General features: G+C 38.4%; 19 protein-coding genes and 1 pseudogene. 12 read left to right on the top strand and 8 right to left on the bottom strand.

Annotation, left to right across the window (positions count from 1 at the left end; translation table 11 throughout):
* Positions 1-380 precede the first annotated feature (380 nt).
* The 3 genes from iscB to DSM106972_RS51905 all read left to right on the top strand — a co-directional run bounded on the left by iscB (position 381) and on the right by DSM106972_RS51905 (position 2,557).
* Positions 381-1,664: an RNA-guided endonuclease IscB gene (gene iscB / locus DSM106972_RS46945; RefSeq protein ID WP_127087146.1), complete on the top strand. Its 1,284-nt coding sequence runs from the start codon at positions 381-383 to the stop codon at positions 1,662-1,664.
* Positions 1,665-1,755: 91 nt separating this feature from the next.
* Entirely contained in the window at positions 1,756-2,103 is a 348-nt protein-coding gene (locus DSM106972_RS46940) for a hypothetical protein (RefSeq protein ID WP_127087145.1), read from the top strand.
* A 283-nt stretch (positions 2,104-2,386) separates the two neighbouring features.
* Complete coding sequence (locus DSM106972_RS51905; RefSeq protein ID WP_158633001.1) at positions 2,387-2,557, top strand: hypothetical protein; 171 nt, start codon at positions 2,387-2,389, stop codon at positions 2,555-2,557.
* A gap of 60 nt (positions 2,558-2,617) precedes the next feature.
* On the opposite strand, the gene DSM106972_RS46935 is transcribed toward DSM106972_RS51905, so the two are convergent.
* Both DSM106972_RS46935 and DSM106972_RS46930 read right to left on the bottom strand, forming a co-directional pair.
* Positions 2,618-2,941: a hypothetical protein gene (locus DSM106972_RS46935; RefSeq protein WP_127087144.1), complete on the bottom strand. Its 324-nt coding sequence runs from the start codon at positions 2,939-2,941 to the stop codon at positions 2,618-2,620.
* An 80-nt stretch (positions 2,942-3,021) separates the two neighbouring features.
* A complete protein-coding gene (locus DSM106972_RS46930; protein WP_127087143.1) occupies positions 3,022-3,240 on the bottom strand; it encodes a hypothetical protein in 219 nt (72 codons plus the stop codon).
* 205 nt (positions 3,241-3,445) lie between these two features.
* Between DSM106972_RS46930 and DSM106972_RS46925 the strand changes: the two genes are divergently transcribed.
* The 3 genes from DSM106972_RS46925 to DSM106972_RS46915 all read left to right on the top strand — a co-directional run bounded on the left by DSM106972_RS46925 (position 3,446) and on the right by DSM106972_RS46915 (position 5,621).
* The gene (locus DSM106972_RS46925; RefSeq protein ID WP_127087142.1) at positions 3,446-4,084 is read left to right on the top strand and encodes a HEAT repeat domain-containing protein; all 639 of its coding nucleotides are present in this window, start codon (positions 3,446-3,448) and stop codon (positions 4,082-4,084) included.
* 701 nt (positions 4,085-4,785) lie between these two features.
* Complete coding sequence (locus DSM106972_RS46920) at positions 4,786-5,112, top strand: hypothetical protein (RefSeq protein WP_127087141.1); 327 nt, start codon at positions 4,786-4,788, stop codon at positions 5,110-5,112.
* A gap of 62 nt (positions 5,113-5,174) precedes the next feature.
* Positions 5,175-5,621 carry a hypothetical protein gene (locus tag DSM106972_RS46915; protein ID WP_233786959.1) on the top strand — a complete coding sequence of 149 codons (447 nt, stop codon included), beginning with the start codon at positions 5,175-5,177 and terminating at the stop codon, positions 5,619-5,621.
* A gap of 432 nt (positions 5,622-6,053) precedes the next feature.
* Here DSM106972_RS46915 and DSM106972_RS46910 read toward each other — a convergent pair whose 3' ends face one another.
* Together DSM106972_RS46910 and DSM106972_RS55240 are read right to left on the bottom strand one after the other, a co-directional pair.
* Positions 6,054-6,542, bottom strand: a complete 489-nt coding sequence (locus DSM106972_RS46910) for an alpha/beta hydrolase (RefSeq protein ID WP_158633000.1) — start codon at positions 6,540-6,542, stop codon at positions 6,054-6,056.
* Entirely contained in the window at positions 6,535-6,660 is a 126-nt protein-coding gene (locus DSM106972_RS55240; protein ID WP_267901236.1) for a hypothetical protein, read from the bottom strand. The genes DSM106972_RS46910 and DSM106972_RS55240 overlap by 8 nt, the downstream gene beginning before the upstream one ends.
* A 152-nt stretch (positions 6,661-6,812) precedes the next feature.
* On the opposite strand from DSM106972_RS55240, the gene DSM106972_RS46905 reads away from it, so the two are divergent.
* Both DSM106972_RS46905 and DSM106972_RS46900 read left to right on the top strand, forming a co-directional pair.
* Positions 6,813-7,598, top strand: a complete 786-nt coding sequence (locus DSM106972_RS46905) for a ParA family protein (protein WP_127087139.1) — start codon at positions 6,813-6,815, stop codon at positions 7,596-7,598.
* A gap of 12 nt (positions 7,599-7,610) precedes the next feature.
* A complete protein-coding gene (locus DSM106972_RS46900) occupies positions 7,611-8,726 on the top strand; it encodes a ParB/RepB/Spo0J family partition protein (protein ID WP_127087138.1) in 1,116 nt (371 codons plus the stop codon).
* Here the strand turns inward: DSM106972_RS46900 and DSM106972_RS54510 are convergent.
* Positions 8,707-8,895, bottom strand: a complete 189-nt coding sequence (locus DSM106972_RS54510) for an SUMF1/EgtB/PvdO family nonheme iron enzyme (RefSeq protein WP_524536100.1) — start codon at positions 8,893-8,895, stop codon at positions 8,707-8,709. The genes DSM106972_RS46900 and DSM106972_RS54510 overlap by 20 nt on opposite strands.
* Positions 8,896-9,015: 120 nt before the next feature.
* Here DSM106972_RS54510 and DSM106972_RS46890 point away from each other — a divergent pair, with 120 nt between their 5' ends.
* Positions 9,016-9,711 carry a DUF6714 family protein gene (locus tag DSM106972_RS46890; RefSeq protein ID WP_158632999.1) on the top strand — a complete coding sequence of 232 codons (696 nt, stop codon included), beginning with the start codon at positions 9,016-9,018 and terminating at the stop codon, positions 9,709-9,711.
* Here the strand turns inward: DSM106972_RS46890 and DSM106972_RS56105 are convergent.
* The gene (locus DSM106972_RS56105; protein ID WP_222596564.1) at positions 9,691-10,059 is read right to left on the bottom strand and encodes a TVP38/TMEM64 family protein; all 369 of its coding nucleotides are present in this window, start codon (positions 10,057-10,059) and stop codon (positions 9,691-9,693) included. The genes DSM106972_RS46890 and DSM106972_RS56105 overlap by 21 nt on opposite strands.
* On the opposite strand from DSM106972_RS56105, the gene DSM106972_RS54505 reads away from it, so the two are divergent.
* On the top strand, positions 10,038-10,211 hold the full coding sequence (locus DSM106972_RS54505) for a hypothetical protein (protein WP_222596565.1): 174 nt from the start codon (positions 10,038-10,040) through the stop codon (positions 10,209-10,211). The genes DSM106972_RS56105 and DSM106972_RS54505 overlap by 22 nt on opposite strands.
* A gap of 208 nt (positions 10,212-10,419) precedes the next feature.
* On the opposite strand, the gene DSM106972_RS46880 is transcribed toward DSM106972_RS54505, so the two are convergent.
* Positions 10,420-11,043 (bottom strand): CDP-alcohol phosphatidyltransferase family protein, encoded by a 624-nt coding sequence (locus DSM106972_RS46880; protein ID WP_325052283.1) that lies wholly within the window; start codon positions 11,041-11,043, stop codon positions 10,420-10,422.
* Between the two features lie 392 nt (positions 11,044-11,435).
* Between DSM106972_RS46880 and DSM106972_RS46875 the strand changes: the two genes are divergently transcribed.
* On the top strand, positions 11,436-11,867 hold the full coding sequence (locus DSM106972_RS46875; protein ID WP_127087135.1) for a hypothetical protein: 432 nt from the start codon (positions 11,436-11,438) through the stop codon (positions 11,865-11,867).
* Between the two features lie 77 nt (positions 11,868-11,944).
* On the opposite strand, the gene DSM106972_RS46870 is transcribed toward DSM106972_RS46875, so the two are convergent.
* Positions 11,945-12,421: a helix-turn-helix domain-containing protein gene (locus tag DSM106972_RS46870; protein ID WP_233786961.1), complete on the bottom strand. Its 477-nt coding sequence runs from the start codon at positions 12,419-12,421 to the stop codon at positions 11,945-11,947.
* Between the two features lie 1,754 nt (positions 12,422-14,175).
* Here DSM106972_RS46870 and DSM106972_RS46865 point away from each other — a divergent pair.
* A pseudogene (locus tag DSM106972_RS46865) lies at positions 14,176-16,455 on the top strand (hypothetical protein); the annotation flags it as partial.

The following is a 16,455-nucleotide window of genomic DNA, read 5'->3' as shown; positions in this document are numbered from 1 at the left end:
TAATATTTGCTAATATTTAAATTACATTAATAGCAATTAAATAATTAATAATTATGCATTAACATGATATAATTTTCTATAGTAGCAAATAATTTAATAGGAGATGTCTAGTCAGCAACCCCGCTCTAAAGAGACGGGGCATCTAGCTTGCTAGAAGCCTTTTGACTTTAGGAATAGCTGACCAGTTTAAGTCTTAACTGACTACGTTCTAATCGTCACGACACCTACGGATGCGTAGCTAGTCCGTCCACTATAGGTGGGTATCCATTCAGCAATGTCGTTAGTCATTAAACATCTTTATCGGGTTAAGGAAGTGTGGCTAACCTAACAAGCGTTTAGAACATTAACGAAGCTAACATCACCCAGTAATGGAGGGACATATGTCCAAAATATTTTTACTTGATACGAATCAGCAACCGTTAAATCCAATACATCCAGCACAAGCAAGACAACTTTTAAAGAACAAGAAAGCAGCAATATGGCGACGCTTTCCTTTCACTTTAATCTTAAAGGAAGCGAAACCAGAAGTAGAAGTTCAACCCTTGCGCTTGAAGCTTGACCCCGGTGCAAAAACAACTGGTTTGACATTGGTAAACGATACGACTGGCGAAGTAGTTTTTGCAGCAGAAATACAACATAGAGGCTTTCAAATTAGAGAAGCATTAACTTCAAGGAGGCAATTACGCAGAGGACGTAGAAATAGAAAAATAAGATATCGTGCCCCAAGATTTAATAACCGCAGACGAAAAGAAGGTTGGATTCCACCAAGCCTACAGAGCCGTATTGATAACATAATTACCTGGGTAAAACGATTACAAAAAATTGCGAATATTAGTGACATTAGTCAAGAGCTAGTAAGGTTTGATATGCAGAAAATGGAGAATCCAGAAATATCTGGAATTGAATATCAACAAGGAACACTAGCTGGTTACGAAACACGACAATACTTGTTAGAAAAATGGGGTAGAAAATGCGCTTATTGTGGTGTAGAGCATGTACCCCTACAAGTAGAACACATTCACGCCAAGGCAAAAGGAGGTAGTAACAGAATATCGAATTTAACCTTAACTTGTCAGAAATGTAACTTAAAAAAAGGAACTAAAGACATAAAGGATTTCTTGAACAAAGAACCTCAAAAACTAGAATTAATATTAAAGCAAGCTAAAAAACCTTTAGCTTCAGCAGCGGCAGTAAATACAACTAGATTTACATTATTGAATGCACTGAAGAAAGCTGGTTTACCAGTTGAAACAGGCAGTGGAGGATTAACTCAATTTAACCGGACTAATCAGGGACTAGAAAAAGCACACTGGGTTGATGCTGCATGTGTTGGCGAATCAACTCCTAAATTAATAATTAAGGGAATCAAACCATTAATTATTACAGCAAAAGGGCATGGTACACGCCAAATGTGTAGAACAGATAAATATGGTTTTCCATCAAGATATGTGCCAAGAAACAAGTATGTATATGGTTTCCAAACTGGCGATATTGTTAAAGCAGTTGTAACAAAAGGTAAGAAGGTCGGTATCTATATAGGTCGCGTTGCAGTCCGAACTACTGGTAGTTTCAACATCTTGACCAAAATAGGATTAGTTCAAGGAGTTAGTTATAAAAACTGTAAAAGTGTCCACAAGAAAGATGGTTATTCTTATGCTTACTAAAGCCAAAATAATAAGCAGAATTTATTCTGCTGACTCGTTTTTCCTCCCCCAACTGAAGTTACGGGTATCCAAACTCGCACGGAGGTTTTAGATGACTGATGCAAGTAATCCATCACAGGAAGTTTACACTTTATTAGCAGAATTGACACGCAGGCAGCTACAAACAGACGCTCAAATCGAGCGCACCCAAGCGCAGATAGAACGTACTCAGGAGCAATTGGAAAACACGCAGTACGAAGTAAGAAGTCTATCAAACGATGTCACGCGCGTGTTAGGTCGTAGTGCAGTTTTAGACGAAGTATTGCTGGAATTACGCGATAGCCATGAAACCATGCGTCAAAATTTTACAGAGCATCAACGCACTACAAACGCTGCTTTAAATAGCTTGGAAGCAATATTATTAAGATTGATTGATATAATCAACAGAGATTTAAATTAATTTAAAAGTTTTTAGTATATGGGGGTGAATTAACTCCCCTCATATCCCCTAACTGTTATATATTTTTATCGGCGCCTCCGAAGTGAGTGCTATGGATTAGCCTGTTATATTTTGATTCATGGCGCCAAGTATTATTTTATAATCGCTATTTTGCACGTAAATTCATTGGGCGAATGTCGCGGACTTTGAGGGTTCTTTTGCCTGCATTATCGACGCCTTCTTGTTAATATTCAACAGCAGAAATAGTAGAATTACAAAATTATTTACGGTAAAGGTGATAATCATGATTTATATCGGCGCCGATGCAGGTGAAGCGTTCGCGGACACAGGATTGTCTTATCTTTTGGCAGACGCGCGCTTAAAAGCAATTATCAAGGAGTGGATATCATTACGGACAATACATTATCCTGAAGTTTCAACAAGTAATGGAGGCTGGCGCCTGATGGTAGTATAGAAAACGGTGCCTACCCTTAATCCACTTCAACCTATCTAAAAGTTAACAGTTATTAATATTTTATGCATTTTCCATAGGGTCAACACGACCAATACCGATTTCTAAAAGTTTTTGCTTAACCATTTCTGCTTCGGCGCCGCAGTAATAATACTTTTTACGGCGCAGGTCAGCAATGTAGTAACCAAGTTTACCACCACTTGTACGGAATAATTCAATCAAAATTTGCTGCTTATTAATCCCATACAGTAATTCAAAGTTGTTAATATCCACATTCTTGTAAGTTGAAAATGGCTTCATCGCTTTGAATAGCCATCCTGAAGGCTTATGCTCGATTATGCGAATGTAATCAGGTAAAACTACCGTCGTATCGTTAATATCTTTCATCGTTATAATAATTATAGAATCAAGAAAACCTCAACTGGTCAGAGTTGAGGAACCGTATATTTGATTACCAGTAACGACTCCTATGAGTCTTCGGAGCTTTCGTCGTTGGGAGTTGAAGGTTCGTTTGTTAACTCTGTAGGGAGTTTATCTACAATCTCTCCTTCCTCTCCCTTGATGTCAGCTTTGAAATACCCAACTTTCTCATCATCTTCTTCACCAGGCATAAATGCAGGCTCAAAAACTTCGAGGTCGTTGGGCTTGACATCTTTACGATGCCCATTGTTGCCCTTAGAAGTCAATTTATATTACCTCCTTATTGTTCAAGATTTGATGTGAGGATTTTTATCTTCACAGATAATATTATTACTCATTTATTCAAAAAAATCTACTATTTTTATATATAATTTTACATATAATTTAGATTGTCAATGAGGCTATATTATTTTATAACAAAATTATTTTCGTCACCTGTTATTATATAAAAATAATAATTAGATTTATGTTATGAACAATATTAATCAGCCTGGTAAATACGACGCAGTTATAGGGAATGAGGATATTAATACAGGCGCCGTAGTTTTAGGTGGAATACAAGGAGTTAAGCAACGGTTATGGGCGCCAGTTGTTGAGCATCGAATTGCAGCTTTAACTGAAGCTATTAAATACGGGCGTGAAGGACTAAGCCTTGTTATTCAAGCTTTAGATGATTCTGATGTATTAGTCAGAACCCAGGCTTATAAGATTTTGGGCAATATTAAGGCGCCGAAGATTAAAGCTAAATTAAAGGAGTTTTGTGAAAAATATTATTTAATTCGTTTTGACGGTGCATATCAACATCGAGCAGGTAATTATTATCATTATATCAAATTCTACCCTGACTATACTGTCATTGAAGTATGTATATTTGATGCACCAAAACCATTTTTAGCCTGGTTTGAAAAAGATTATGAAGATTCTTCTAGTGGTCATTATGTAGTAGATAATGAAGTTAATAATGTCAAATTTTCAATCGATTGTATTGTTGGAACAGTAGACTATGTAGCAGAGATTAATGTCAAAAAAAATCTTATCATTGAATCATGTTACCAAACAAATTCTTATCGCACGCGCCAAGAATATAAATTTATGAAAATATACTTATAATAGGCGCCATTCGCACGCTTGCTATGATAAAAATAATAACTCTTTTGATTATAGTTCAAGTACATTAGTAGGCTCCCAATCATTCTACTTATATTATTAGAACAGCTAGTTTTGATTTACAGTTGGCACCGTCTTATAAATTATTCTTGCTTGAAAATCAATATTTCCGTATTGCGGTTGTATTCCACACTACTTTTACTCAACATAACACTAAGGTTGCACCTTAGTTACACCTAACTTTAAACTTGCTTCTCTATTCCAAATGTTTGTCAACCAAATTATAATTTTAATTTAGTATTTAACTATCACAATATAGTTAGCGCGCGTCAATCGTGTATAACCTTACTTACACCTTAGTTACATCTAACTGTAGGATATCGCGCTTATCAGATATACTCCTCACTACGGCGCTAATCTCCCTCTAGCACTGCGTTTGACCTCATTTCAACATCCCCTGCGGCACCAAGGCTCCTCTGCTTGTTCATATATCCTAACAAGGTATGCGAAGTAGGGTCATTTTGAATCGAACCATATGTCAATAAGCAATGATTATTGATAATAAATTAGGGGCGCCGTTTAATTGATAAGTGCTTTGAACATAACACGTGCGGCGTTCTTCTATAAAACTGTGTTCGCGTGTTTCTACCAACAGACATCTGGATGTTTCAAATGTTACGGTAGATAAAACACATCTACTACTTATGATTAAGCCCCGTGCGGTACGCCAATTACCCGAATGTCCGAATTGCCGCTTTTATTGCAACAATCCTTTCTTCTTTTGCGAAGTTTTCCCTGATGGAGTAAAGGGAAATTCATGTATATATTACGCTCCTGAAATCGGCGCCCTTTATAACGGGCAAGTTATCAAACAACCATTACAAAATCGCACTATTGAAGAAAAGCTAGTACTACTTGATAAACACCCACTATTTACAGGCGCCTGTCCGAATTGTAATTACAAGTTTTCTAATCAAGAACTTTTAGCTGAACAGTTCATGTGCCCAACTTGTGAGTGGAGTGATGAATGATAGGCGCCTGAACTTTCAGCATTTTTCAGTATAAAATAAAAAGATTATGTTTGATTAAACACATGTATAAGAAAATTACTACAATTACAGCTACAGTGTTGCTATGTTTGTCAGGAATTGCAAAGGCAGAAGAAATGAACTATTGGTTGCCAGAGGATTTTAAAGTTTACGTTGGAGCAGAAGGTAGTGTAGTTAATTGGAATGCTCCTGGGTACGAAGAAAGAGTACTGCCAACGGTTAATAAATACCAAGGAAGTGATGGTGGTTACATTGCTTGCTATTCTCGAAACAAAGAAGAAAGCATTTATTCTGTAGGTGGTGATATTTATGTAATGGGTCAAATTCGCCTCCAAGGTAAATATATTGGAAGAATATTTCATCCAATTGGTTATGAAGCTCAAGATATAAGTGCTGCTCAAGAATTTAAAGACCTTTGTAATCAAACATTTCCTACAGCAAAAGGCGCCGGATGGGCTGGTGGCGATACAGGCGGTTGGTTTGGAATCTGATTCGTGTATGACATAAAATTTGGCGCCGACACAGCTAACTGAACTCAAGGAATTGTTAGAACTTTAATTAGCTGCTGTTAATCAAGCTTTGGGTTAGGCGCCGTTTGTAAATGCGACAGCCTCATGAAGCTTTATGAACCTTGGCATAAAAATCGCGACTCCGCGCGCATAAATGCGGGGCGCCGCATTAAGTTATCTAAGTAATTGGTTAAAGGGTCGTCCAAATCTACGATTTTCCCTGCTTAGGGACATGAAGGTGTGGGCTTGTACCCAGCATACAATTAATAAATTTGCTTTCCTGCGGAACACTGCGTGAACGCACATGTAAAGCAATTCACAAATATAATTTTCAATTGCGTTTATGTCCCTATACCGGGAAATTGCGAATTGCTAGGTCAAATTTTCTTTTGCTTCCAATAAGATTAGCTACACTTACTTGAACAGTAAGCTAGCAAAATTATATAGATATTGGCGCCAAACTTGCCATTCATGGGCGCCAGAACCTGTTACCCATACGTGTTTAATTCCAAATGAGGTTAATTCTTCATGTGCTGTAGTATTAGCTGCTAACAAACCATCTTCTGTACTACAACCCAGCCAAAGTAGACGCAGCTTTCGATTTGCCTCTCTTGGATTATTGAAAACTCCACTATAAGATTTTTTAACATCAAAATCTTTAAGTAAAGAACTAAAGCCACCAACCCAAGCAAACTTATCCAAATTTGATAGACCAGTCTCCAAAGCTTGCCCGCCACCCATCGAAAGTCCAGCGATTGCTCGATATTCCCTGTTTGTAATCGTGCGATAATTGCGGTCAATCAATGGTATTAAATCTTTTAAAACAACTTCTTCAAATGCTTCATTACCCCAAGAATCCGGTGGAAGGGGCACACCAGGTTTACGCGCGTAACCATTATCCATCACCAAAATCACCTGGCACATTAGAAGGAGCTGGATAGCCTTGTTGCACTTGTGTATAAACAGGTGTTGGAATAATTATGGCAACAGTTAAGAACGCAGAATAGAAGGTCTTAATCATTACATTATCAGACTAGAGAAACATATAGTATACGTGGTATGAGCAATTCGGTATACACCTGTCGAATTTTAAAATTCGACAAAAAATATAATATCAAATTGCGCCAAAGTGTAGTACTTTATAAAGCTACATGCAGGTGGAATATTGAATATATGCAAGTAGTATTAGCGATACTCGCAAATGCAGGTGGAGTAGGTAAAACAACGCTTGGTGTGCATCTAGCGTATGAAGTAAGTCGTCGTAAGCGAACGGTCGCACTTTTAGATTTAGACCCTCAACGGTCATTGGATGTCTTTTGTGGGTTAGAAGGCGCCGATGTTTCAAGTACAATTGCCCAAGTATTATCCAAGGATTTTAAGGGAAATTGGAAACTGGCGCCTGTTTGGGAAGACTCAGGAGTTGAGGTTTGCCAGGGACATCCAACAGTAGCGGAAGTAGCAAATGACTTAGTAATTCGTAAGCGCGGAGAGTACACACTCTTCGATAGATTAAAAAAATATCCCTTACCTCACGACTTAGTTATTATTGATTGCCCAGCAACACTAGGCATGTTAACAGTCAATGCTCTAGCAGCCGCAACCCATGTATTGGTTCCTATTCAGTTAGAGATGAAAGCGATTGCAGGTTCAGCGGAACTTGTTGAGTGGTGTGTAACAACAGCAGACGAATTACAATTAGAACCACGACCACCAATTTTAGGATTTGTACCTAGTATGTATGATTCTAAAATAGCAATGCACCGTCAATATTTAGAACAGTTACCCAGTATCACAGAACAATTAGAAATCAAACTGTTCCCAGCAGTTAGGAGTTCAAACGAATTTAAGAATGCGAGTGCTTATGGTATCCCACTCCAAAAATGGCGCCAGTTACATCCAGCTTGTAAAGACTTTGACCAAATCGCATCAGACGTAGTTAAATTAATCAAACAAAAATAAAGGTGGAAGATAATGGCGCGCGCTTTACCCCAAATAAACACCAAGTTCAAGGGAGCGGTTCAAAAAACCGAGCAGGAGAAGAAAATTGCCGAATTACAAGCAGAAGTTGAACAATTACGTGCAGTATCGGCGCCAGAACTAGAAGCAGAAATAGAAAAGTTACGTAGTCAAATACAACAGTCATCTGGGGAAGTAGAAGTTGATGTGAATTTGATTGACCCTAACCCTAACCAACCAAGACAAACAATTACAGGCGCCTCGATTCAAAATAAAGCACGATTACTCAAAAAGCACGGTCAAATAACATCGGTAATTTTAGTACCGTACAAAGATAATCGTTATATGTTGCTGGATGGGCAACTGAGATGGGAAGCCGCGCGCTTTTTAGGATGGGAGACAATACGTGCGGTAATTGTACCCCAACCACAAGATTTAGAACAATCTTCACTATTAACGTTTCTTGGTTTTGAAGATTTGAACCCCTTGGATAAAGTAGAAGCTATTATCAAAGAAATAGTCAAAACTACAGATTTTGAAGAGTCGGAAATATCTACAACACTTGCTACCGTAATTAAGCGTATCGAGCGTGATAGTAAAGTCAAGGAGCTAGCAAAATTAATTGATGTTAGTAGTGAGGAGCAGCAACAAGGTTTAAGCGAGTTGAAAGTAGAAGGTGCCGAACAAGATATGTTTCTAATTTTACTCGAACTCGGTTTAAATCCCGTTTCCTTCCGAACTAACTTAATGCCAATGTTATCTTTACCCCAAGACCTTAAAAAAGCAATTAGGTCTAATGGATTGAAAGGCGCCCATGCATTAGCGTTATCTACACTTACTGCAACTTCATTGAAGGTTTTAGAAGATACTGCATTAAAAGAACGCGCGTGGGCTACTGATAAAGTTTTAAAGAAAAATCTGACTGTACCAGAAACACGCGCGTTGATTAAGGAAATTAAAGCAAAGTATCTCAAAAAAGAAAAGACCGAATCGAAAGAGATTAAAGTAGTTATACAAAAAATCAATGTACTCACGCAGGGAACTATAGAAGGCGCCAGTACAGAACAGTTAACTGAACTGAAGGAGTTATTAGAACAAAAATTGGCTGCTGTTAATCAAGCTTTGAATTAGGCGCCTGAGAATTTCTTACTGCAACATCACATACTACACGAAAACCTATATCGTCAAGAAAATTGTTGAGGTCGTTGGAGTAACGAAAAGCTGAACGGCAAAGCTGTGGATTGTAAAACCACGAACCACCACGCATGACATTTCGCTCATTATTTCCAGACTTCCAAATGCTGGCATCAGTAGGCGCCTCACAATGATAAAAAATATATATACAAGCGCGCGGATTTATCTTTTATATAACGATTACGGCGCCCAGAGCGTATATTTATATTTTATATATATACTTATTATGGAAATTAAAACAAACAAACTTTACCCTTGTCCTTGTTGTGGTTACTTGACTCTGGAATCACAACACAGGAGTACAAATCTATTCTGCCCAATTTGTTTTTGGGTTGATGAAGCAGACAATTCTAACTGGGTAGGTAATCGTTTCCTTTCTTTGCGTCAAGCCCAACTTAATTTTATTGAATTCGGCGCCTGTGATCAGGAATGGTTAAATTATGTTCGTCGTGCCAATGAACGAGATATTCGAGACTCTAACTGGCAACCTGTAGAACGTTTATTAGAAAATATGAAACTAAAATTGATTGAAAAAATTAATCAAGCTTTTAATGGTGTCAGCCTTGAAGACGGGCTTTCTTTGTATGGGGCAAGAGCGCTCGACGATTGGTGTAGCATAGAAGAAGCAAGGAAAATAAGTCAAAAAATGACTTTTGAACAAAGATGGCAAGATATTCCGTCATATTTTCTAGAAGAGTTAGGAGATTCTTTTGGGTTTCTCGACTCAAAAGGATTTCGCTACTACTTACCTGTTTTTATGATTTATTCCCTAAACAACAACAGCGGTTATGCATTTACCGACTCTGTGTATTCTGCATTGAAATACAAACCCAAATTTTATCAAAAACATTTAGCTTTACTTAACCAAGAGCAATTAGAAGTCGCTCAAGAATATGTCAAATTAATAGATAGTTATGCATGAGGAAAGCAGGCGCCTCTTGCGTACAAAGCGCGTACTAAATTTGTTACTACTTCCACCAGCGTTAAAATAACAAGGTGATACCGATAACAATACCAAAAAAACTGAGGCGAATATAAACGAGGACGCATCTCTTCGTTGTAGAGCGGTCTTTCCAGAAGCTCCCAACCAGGTATAAGCAATCGTCCCTGGAATTACTCCAATTAAGGTTGCAAGCGTATAAATCTTTAAGTTGATTGTGGTAAGTGCCAATAGAAAGTTAATAATATTAAACGGAGCTATCGGGGCAAAGCGTAAAGATAGAACAAGGGAAAAGGGATTGCGTTCGAGTGCTTGATGCCCTGAATTCAACAATTTATGTTGACCGAATTTTGCTGCTGCCCAATCTCGATTGGGGATACCGAGTCAGACAAAATGCTCCTACTCCCCCCAGTGTGGCGCCTAATGTAGACCAAAGGTTTCCCCATCCCAAACCAAAAACCACGCCTCCAGTCAATGTATGAATTGTTATCGGCAAACCTAAGATTGTTACCAATACGTAAGTGGAGATAAATAAAGGAACAGCCCAAATACCTAATTTTTGCAACCATTGGGACAGAATCTCTTGCCAATCGTAAATTCCTTAAGGGAGTTGTGAAAAAGAGTAAGATTGCACCCAGTAGTAATAAAATTGGGAAATGTTTGCGGAGTAAACGCTTTAATCTCACGGAATTATACTCCATCCTCAGACGAGTGCATCAATATTTTACGTAACTCTATTGCATGAAAGATACTCAAAATATCACATTGCCAAGTTGGTAACAACAGCGTCATGGCAATTTCTTCTAAACTATTGAGCCAACAAAGCGTAATTGCTAACCAAAGGGTGTTCGCGTAACTAAAACCAAATAATCCCAATGTCGCCGCAAGTAGGGCTAATCCCCATGCTTTAGCAGTGTAGGTGTGGTAACTTGGGAATTTCTGAAACTTGATTAGATTAATCGCAAATAATATTAGCTGGATAGCAATCGCGGATAATAAAGGTACTCGAAAATCGATGATTATTTGGGGATATACTAACCAAGTACTAATTGCTACACACAAATACAAACAAATATCAGCCCAGCTATCTGCTTGACGAAGTTTAGCTGTACTAACTTTTAATCGACGGGCAATAATACCATCAAAAATGTCTGAAAGCACAGCAATAACGTAACCGATGATGAACCAAAAACTGGTTATATGGTTTAAAGCATCGAAAACTAGTAAAGGGGCTATAGCAAAGCGCATCCCTACTAAAATACTCGGAATATGTGACAGTTTTATCATCGCTCCCCACTTTTCAGATAACACCATAATAGAATACATTTAATTCAAGCTAAATTACGCAAATATACTGAAAAAGCTTAGGCTCCATTAATTGCTTTTAAAGAGTGCTGAGTTATTGATTGGCACGGTTTGAGTTGCTTTTTCAAACAATATTTTATTTCTCGGCGCCAATAAGTTGGTTGTGAATACAGGCGCCTAATTATTTAATCTACTGACCGATGATTGTTGAGTGGATACCAAACTTTGAACGATAAAAGTCAATTTTTGTTTGACGGCGCCATCATTGCAATACTAACTGTCAACAAAAACTTTTAGTACATATGCTTGTGTATAGGCGCCAGTTTTAACTAGTAGTTCGGACTTAAACAAAAATCTGCGCTATAAATATAAATCAACGAGTATAAAAGTGCTTTATTATTATGTTGCTTCCCTCTGCTAACTCGACTGAATTATCTCACTCCAAGGCATCTCTCGAAGATACAGGCGCCAAAACGCAATCTTTTTCTTGGGATGATTTAGATGCCATGTTAGGTTCAGCTATTGCTTATAGCCCTGTATTGGCTGCAATTACAGGTGATGTCAAAGCAGGTATTTTTCTTTCAATGGCATATCACTGGATGTCAACTGATGGTGATTCTCAAGGTTGGTTCAGCAAGACCAAGGAAGATTGGTTTAATAAAACCGGATTAACTCGGCGCCAGCTTGACACAGTTGTTGGGCGCCTTGTTGATTTAGAACTCATATTTATTAAATATGATGGCTTGCCACGCAGACTTTTCTACAAATTGAACGAAGAAGCTATAGCAGATGCAATTTCTCGCTACTTGGAGCAGAACCCAGAGAAAAGTTAAATAATTTATAAAGCAAGATTCAAGCGATGGCGCCTATATTAGTTGAGCTTTTAATTATCTTGATTAGAGGCGCCAAATCATTGTTCTTTATGTTTATTTTTTTCCAAAAGGCGCCCGATGGTTCTTGGTGACAATTCTGGCAAACCGCTCTGAGCAGCAGCAACAGCTACTTGTTTGTTGTGCTGATGCTTTGATTTACTAGGCTTTTGGTCTTTACTACATTCGCTTAATTCAATAATTGCAGAAATTTCCTCGACTGATTTAATCTTCTTGGGTCTCCCCATCCCAACACCAACAATTTCTTCGACTTTGGCAATCGCATCATCCCAGTTAGAAGGCGCCTGTGTACTTGCCAACCACCTATTTCTCCATCGGTTTACGACTGACCCACTTATCCCCATTTCTTTATTAATTTTTGCAAAGCTTTTTCCTACCGCTAGTGCAAGCAGAATCTTGGCTCTGGTACGTGTGACATCAGAACCTGTTTTAATTACGTACTCCAACGCTCTCTTCTCAAGAATACTTATTTTTAGTGGAGCAATGCTAGGCGGCATTTTTAACCCTTGTGTTCTTACTTTTGCCAAAATAATTGATTATCTGATATTTTAACTTGCGTCTCTGATTTTGGCGCCATTATTTAAACTCGTTTTACCGCTAACCACAATATTTATATAAATTTTTATTACCGAAGGCGCCGTTACTTATGTTTGGGGTGTATACGAGCGATGACGGAGGCGCCAATTAAATGAAAAGCAGCGTGTTTGTGTTACTAAAGCAAAAAATAAATATATCTCCATTTCAACACTAACCTTGCATGGCGCCTATGGTTGTCCGAGAAAAAATCAGGTCATATTAGCGCTACAAAATTACAAAACTTTATCACGTTAATGAATTAGTCGTATTTTATAACAGACTGTTCGGCGCCGCTTCAAGCTCGATACAAAACGTTAAGCGACACTCTTTATGGCAAAATGAAGGCACACAATAGCACAAGTTGTATTACCGGCTTGATGTGGGAGGATAGCAGCACTTGTTGTTGGCTCAACATTACCTACAGGCATTCAAAATTCGATATATGTGAATTAAAGAGTCGATTGATTAGTATGGGTTCTGAGGTGGCGCCGTCTTAAGGTTCCCATAAAATTTTGGGTATTTTTGGAAATAGGAGTATTACACCAACGCTGTTGTATGTCAATGGTGCAAGTGACAATATTGCTGATTTTGCTGCAATAAGTTTAAAGCGTATCTATTAGTTAACTATATATTGTTACACATGAATACCACTGTTCTAATCAACCAATAGACAGATTTATGATTTGAGAGGTTGGCAACAAATAAGCATCAACTCAATACGAGGATAAGCGCCATACTGTCAACTAACAGTAGAAAATATCCTATTTTTAAGCGCATGTTAAATATGTTGCACACTTTCAGTATTAATTAACTAAGTATATAGTAATATTGGCTACATGAGATTTTGTAATGCTTTTTCTATGGATTAAAAAATAAAATTTGTACACAAATAGTATCAAATGATTTAAACTTACATTAATGCAAAAATATCAAGTTTGCGACAAAGATTTTGTTACAGATGCAAGGAGGGCAACGTAACTACACAAAAATTTACAGCCAAAAATATCTACTCTGATGTTCTACGAGTGACACTTTGGCTGTAAAATCGCTAAAGAATTAAATATTGAATTGTGAAGTAAGCGCAAATTACCCTAAGATTTACCGAATTCTGCTTGGAGGCGGATTGAATAGTAAATCCAAGAGGCGTATTCGCTCTTCTGTTCCATACACCAACATCTTACTAGAGATTGGACAATTTTGTGTACTTTGGTGTCACTTCTAGTTGCCTTTTTGCCGTTGAATAGGGCAAACATTTATGTAAATTTATGTTTCGCACTAATTTACCGTAAAAACGCATGACTTTTAGGTGCCACTCAGATACTCAGATGAGCGTGTATGAAAACAAGAGCGCTAATCAATCAGAGCAATAAGAAAGCGCTTTTAACACAAGATTTGTAAATGGAGGTAACTGCGCCCCTGTAGAACCCATACAGCACCCACAAATTTACTTAAGCCAACTTGACAAAATAAGCAAAAAAAAGTCGGTTAGCGGGCGCCTCCCATCCCAAAGCTTTAATCCCTTTGGGTAAAAAGATGCCAAATGCCAGAGCCAACATACAAAATAAAAGGTTCTAAAACGTTAACAAAAATTAAGGCTCAAAGTCATCTGTATAAGTGATAAAGCATGGCATTTTTTTAGAAGCGCACTAACTGACTCCACCTATCAGGAGTCTCTATGCCTAATAAACCAATTCCAACAAGGCGCCATAATCCCTGTATATTATGTGGCGACACAACAGGTAAATGTCGTGAAGTCGATGACCTCCATATGTGTATGGAGGGAGCAGACGGAACTCAGAACCAACCAGGTCTCCAGTTCATTGGAAACACCAAAGATGGTTCATGGGGAATGTATGTAGAAAGACAATCAAATACGGATGAATTGAATGCACGGCGCCAAGAACTAGAACAAATTGCGCGCGCTCGTAAAGACACAGAACGCAAACAATTTCCAAGATTGTTAAGTACATCTGAACGTGATGGCGCCATTAATCAAATTTTGTCCCAGTTAAATTTATTTTCTAACCATCGTGAAGATTTGCAACATCGCGGATTAACCGAGGAGCAAATCAACCAGGGGATGTTTAGAAGTGTCGTACAGTGGCAAAAACTTGATTTTCAGGTTAATTACAAACTCGCAGGCGTTTCGATTAACGGAGATTCTTTAATCACCCAAGCTGGTTATCTTTGTCCAGTATGGGCGCCAAATGGAGAAATCATAGCTTGGCAGCTTCATTCAGATGATGCCGAACAGGGTAAATACAAGTGGGCATCGTCCCAAACTAAAAACCGTCCCAATGGACCAACACCCCACCTAACCAATGGAGAGTTACCTCTTACTTGTTGCCGTCCGATTAGTGGCACAACATCCAAACGTATACGTCTTAATGAAGGTATTCTAAAACCTTGGATTACAGCACAGAAACGTGGAGAGATTGTTATAGGCGCCGCAGGTGGTAACTTCGCTGGCTCTCCTCAAACCTTGGAGTCTTACCTAGACCAATTAGCAATTGAACTTGGAGGCATTGAGGAATTAGTACTTGAAGTTGACGCAGGCGCCGTTGCTAACCGTCAAGTAATGCGTCAATATCGCCGTACTCAGCAATTGTTGAAGAAACTTGGCTACGAATTAAAAATTGGTTGGTGGGGACAATATACCAAAGATACACCTGACCCTGATGAGTATGATGGCGCCATTTCCATAATTACATGGTCACAGTTTGAGGCTATACACCGTAGTACCCAAAATCATCTTGAAGATATTAAGCACGAATTAAGCAAGCTTGGAAAATATTTATCCAAACAGTTTAAGGGTTTTGGGGAGGCGCCACTCATATCTCCTGTTAAACAGGCGCCTGTATTTATCTACAAACTCGGTAACTTACCAACTCCCGAAGAATATGTTGATTTGGGTTTACCAAAAATTCAATACACCAACGAGCAGCGCTTATCAATTTGGTTGGAGGCTGTTGAGAAGAAATGGCACGATATCTTGGATTTATCGGCACCTGGTTTAGGTAAATCATACTCTGCGAGTTTAACCGTCGCAGAAGACTTTAATCTTGAACATTTGTATTATTTAGCTGCTGATCATCGTAACCCAACTACAGAAACAGTAGAACAAAACTACGTAGATTTGGTAATTCGTCACAATGGGTTAGAAATAGATGATACTCGTAAAACAGCTTGTGGAGAGCCTTTTTTAGTACATCCTAGAAAGAAATTAAACGTTAAATTGACACCTGGGAATTGTCACCGTCACCATTTGTTTAATGAGCTAAAGGCTAAAAATGTACCCCATATTGAAAGTGGTGATTCCCCTATATGCATGGGATGTTCATTGTTCAAGGCTTGTCAAACTTCAAGTGGTTATGGCTATGGTTTTCGTAATCAAAGATGCCATGTGTTAGCGGCTCCACAAATCCGCGCGCATCCTGATAGTTTGCCATCTGCGGATGAATATAAATACTCCGAGTGTGGGATATTTTGGGACGAAGCTTCAACACTTTTAAAAACTCATACATCTATCTCTGTCACCTTGAGTGATTTTAACCAAACAATTGGGAAGTTAGCGCTCGAAAACCCTGAAGCATTGGACGAACTGCGCCCAGTATTAGCGGTTATCAAATCATTACTTAGTCAAGAATTAAAACCACCAAGCAGATACGGCTTTGATTCAGGCGCCATATGGGAGTTGTTACCAGAGGCGCCGTTGACTAACCTCAACGAAATCATTGAGGAATTAGAAGAAGATTTGGCGCCTGACCTTGATTTCTTGCGTGAATCTGCGGATAAAGTAAGTATAGAAGGTCTGGAAGGTGGAGCCAAAAAAGCAGCTAAATTTGCTAACCGTATGTTCCGTCAGGAAAATAATCAATTAACCAAGAGTGCGTTACAAGAAGTTACGCTTAATTGGTTGGCGCCACTACTACAAGTGTGGAGTAAAGAGAAAGTG

This window comes from Dulcicalothrix desertica PCC 7102 (genome assembly GCF_003991905.1).
In the GTDB taxonomy this organism is placed as follows: domain Bacteria; phylum Cyanobacteriota; class Cyanobacteriia; order Cyanobacteriales; family Nostocaceae; genus Dulcicalothrix; species Dulcicalothrix desertica.
Note: the sequence above shows the minus strand (reverse complement) of the source record. Positions and strands in the feature narration are given on the sequence as shown.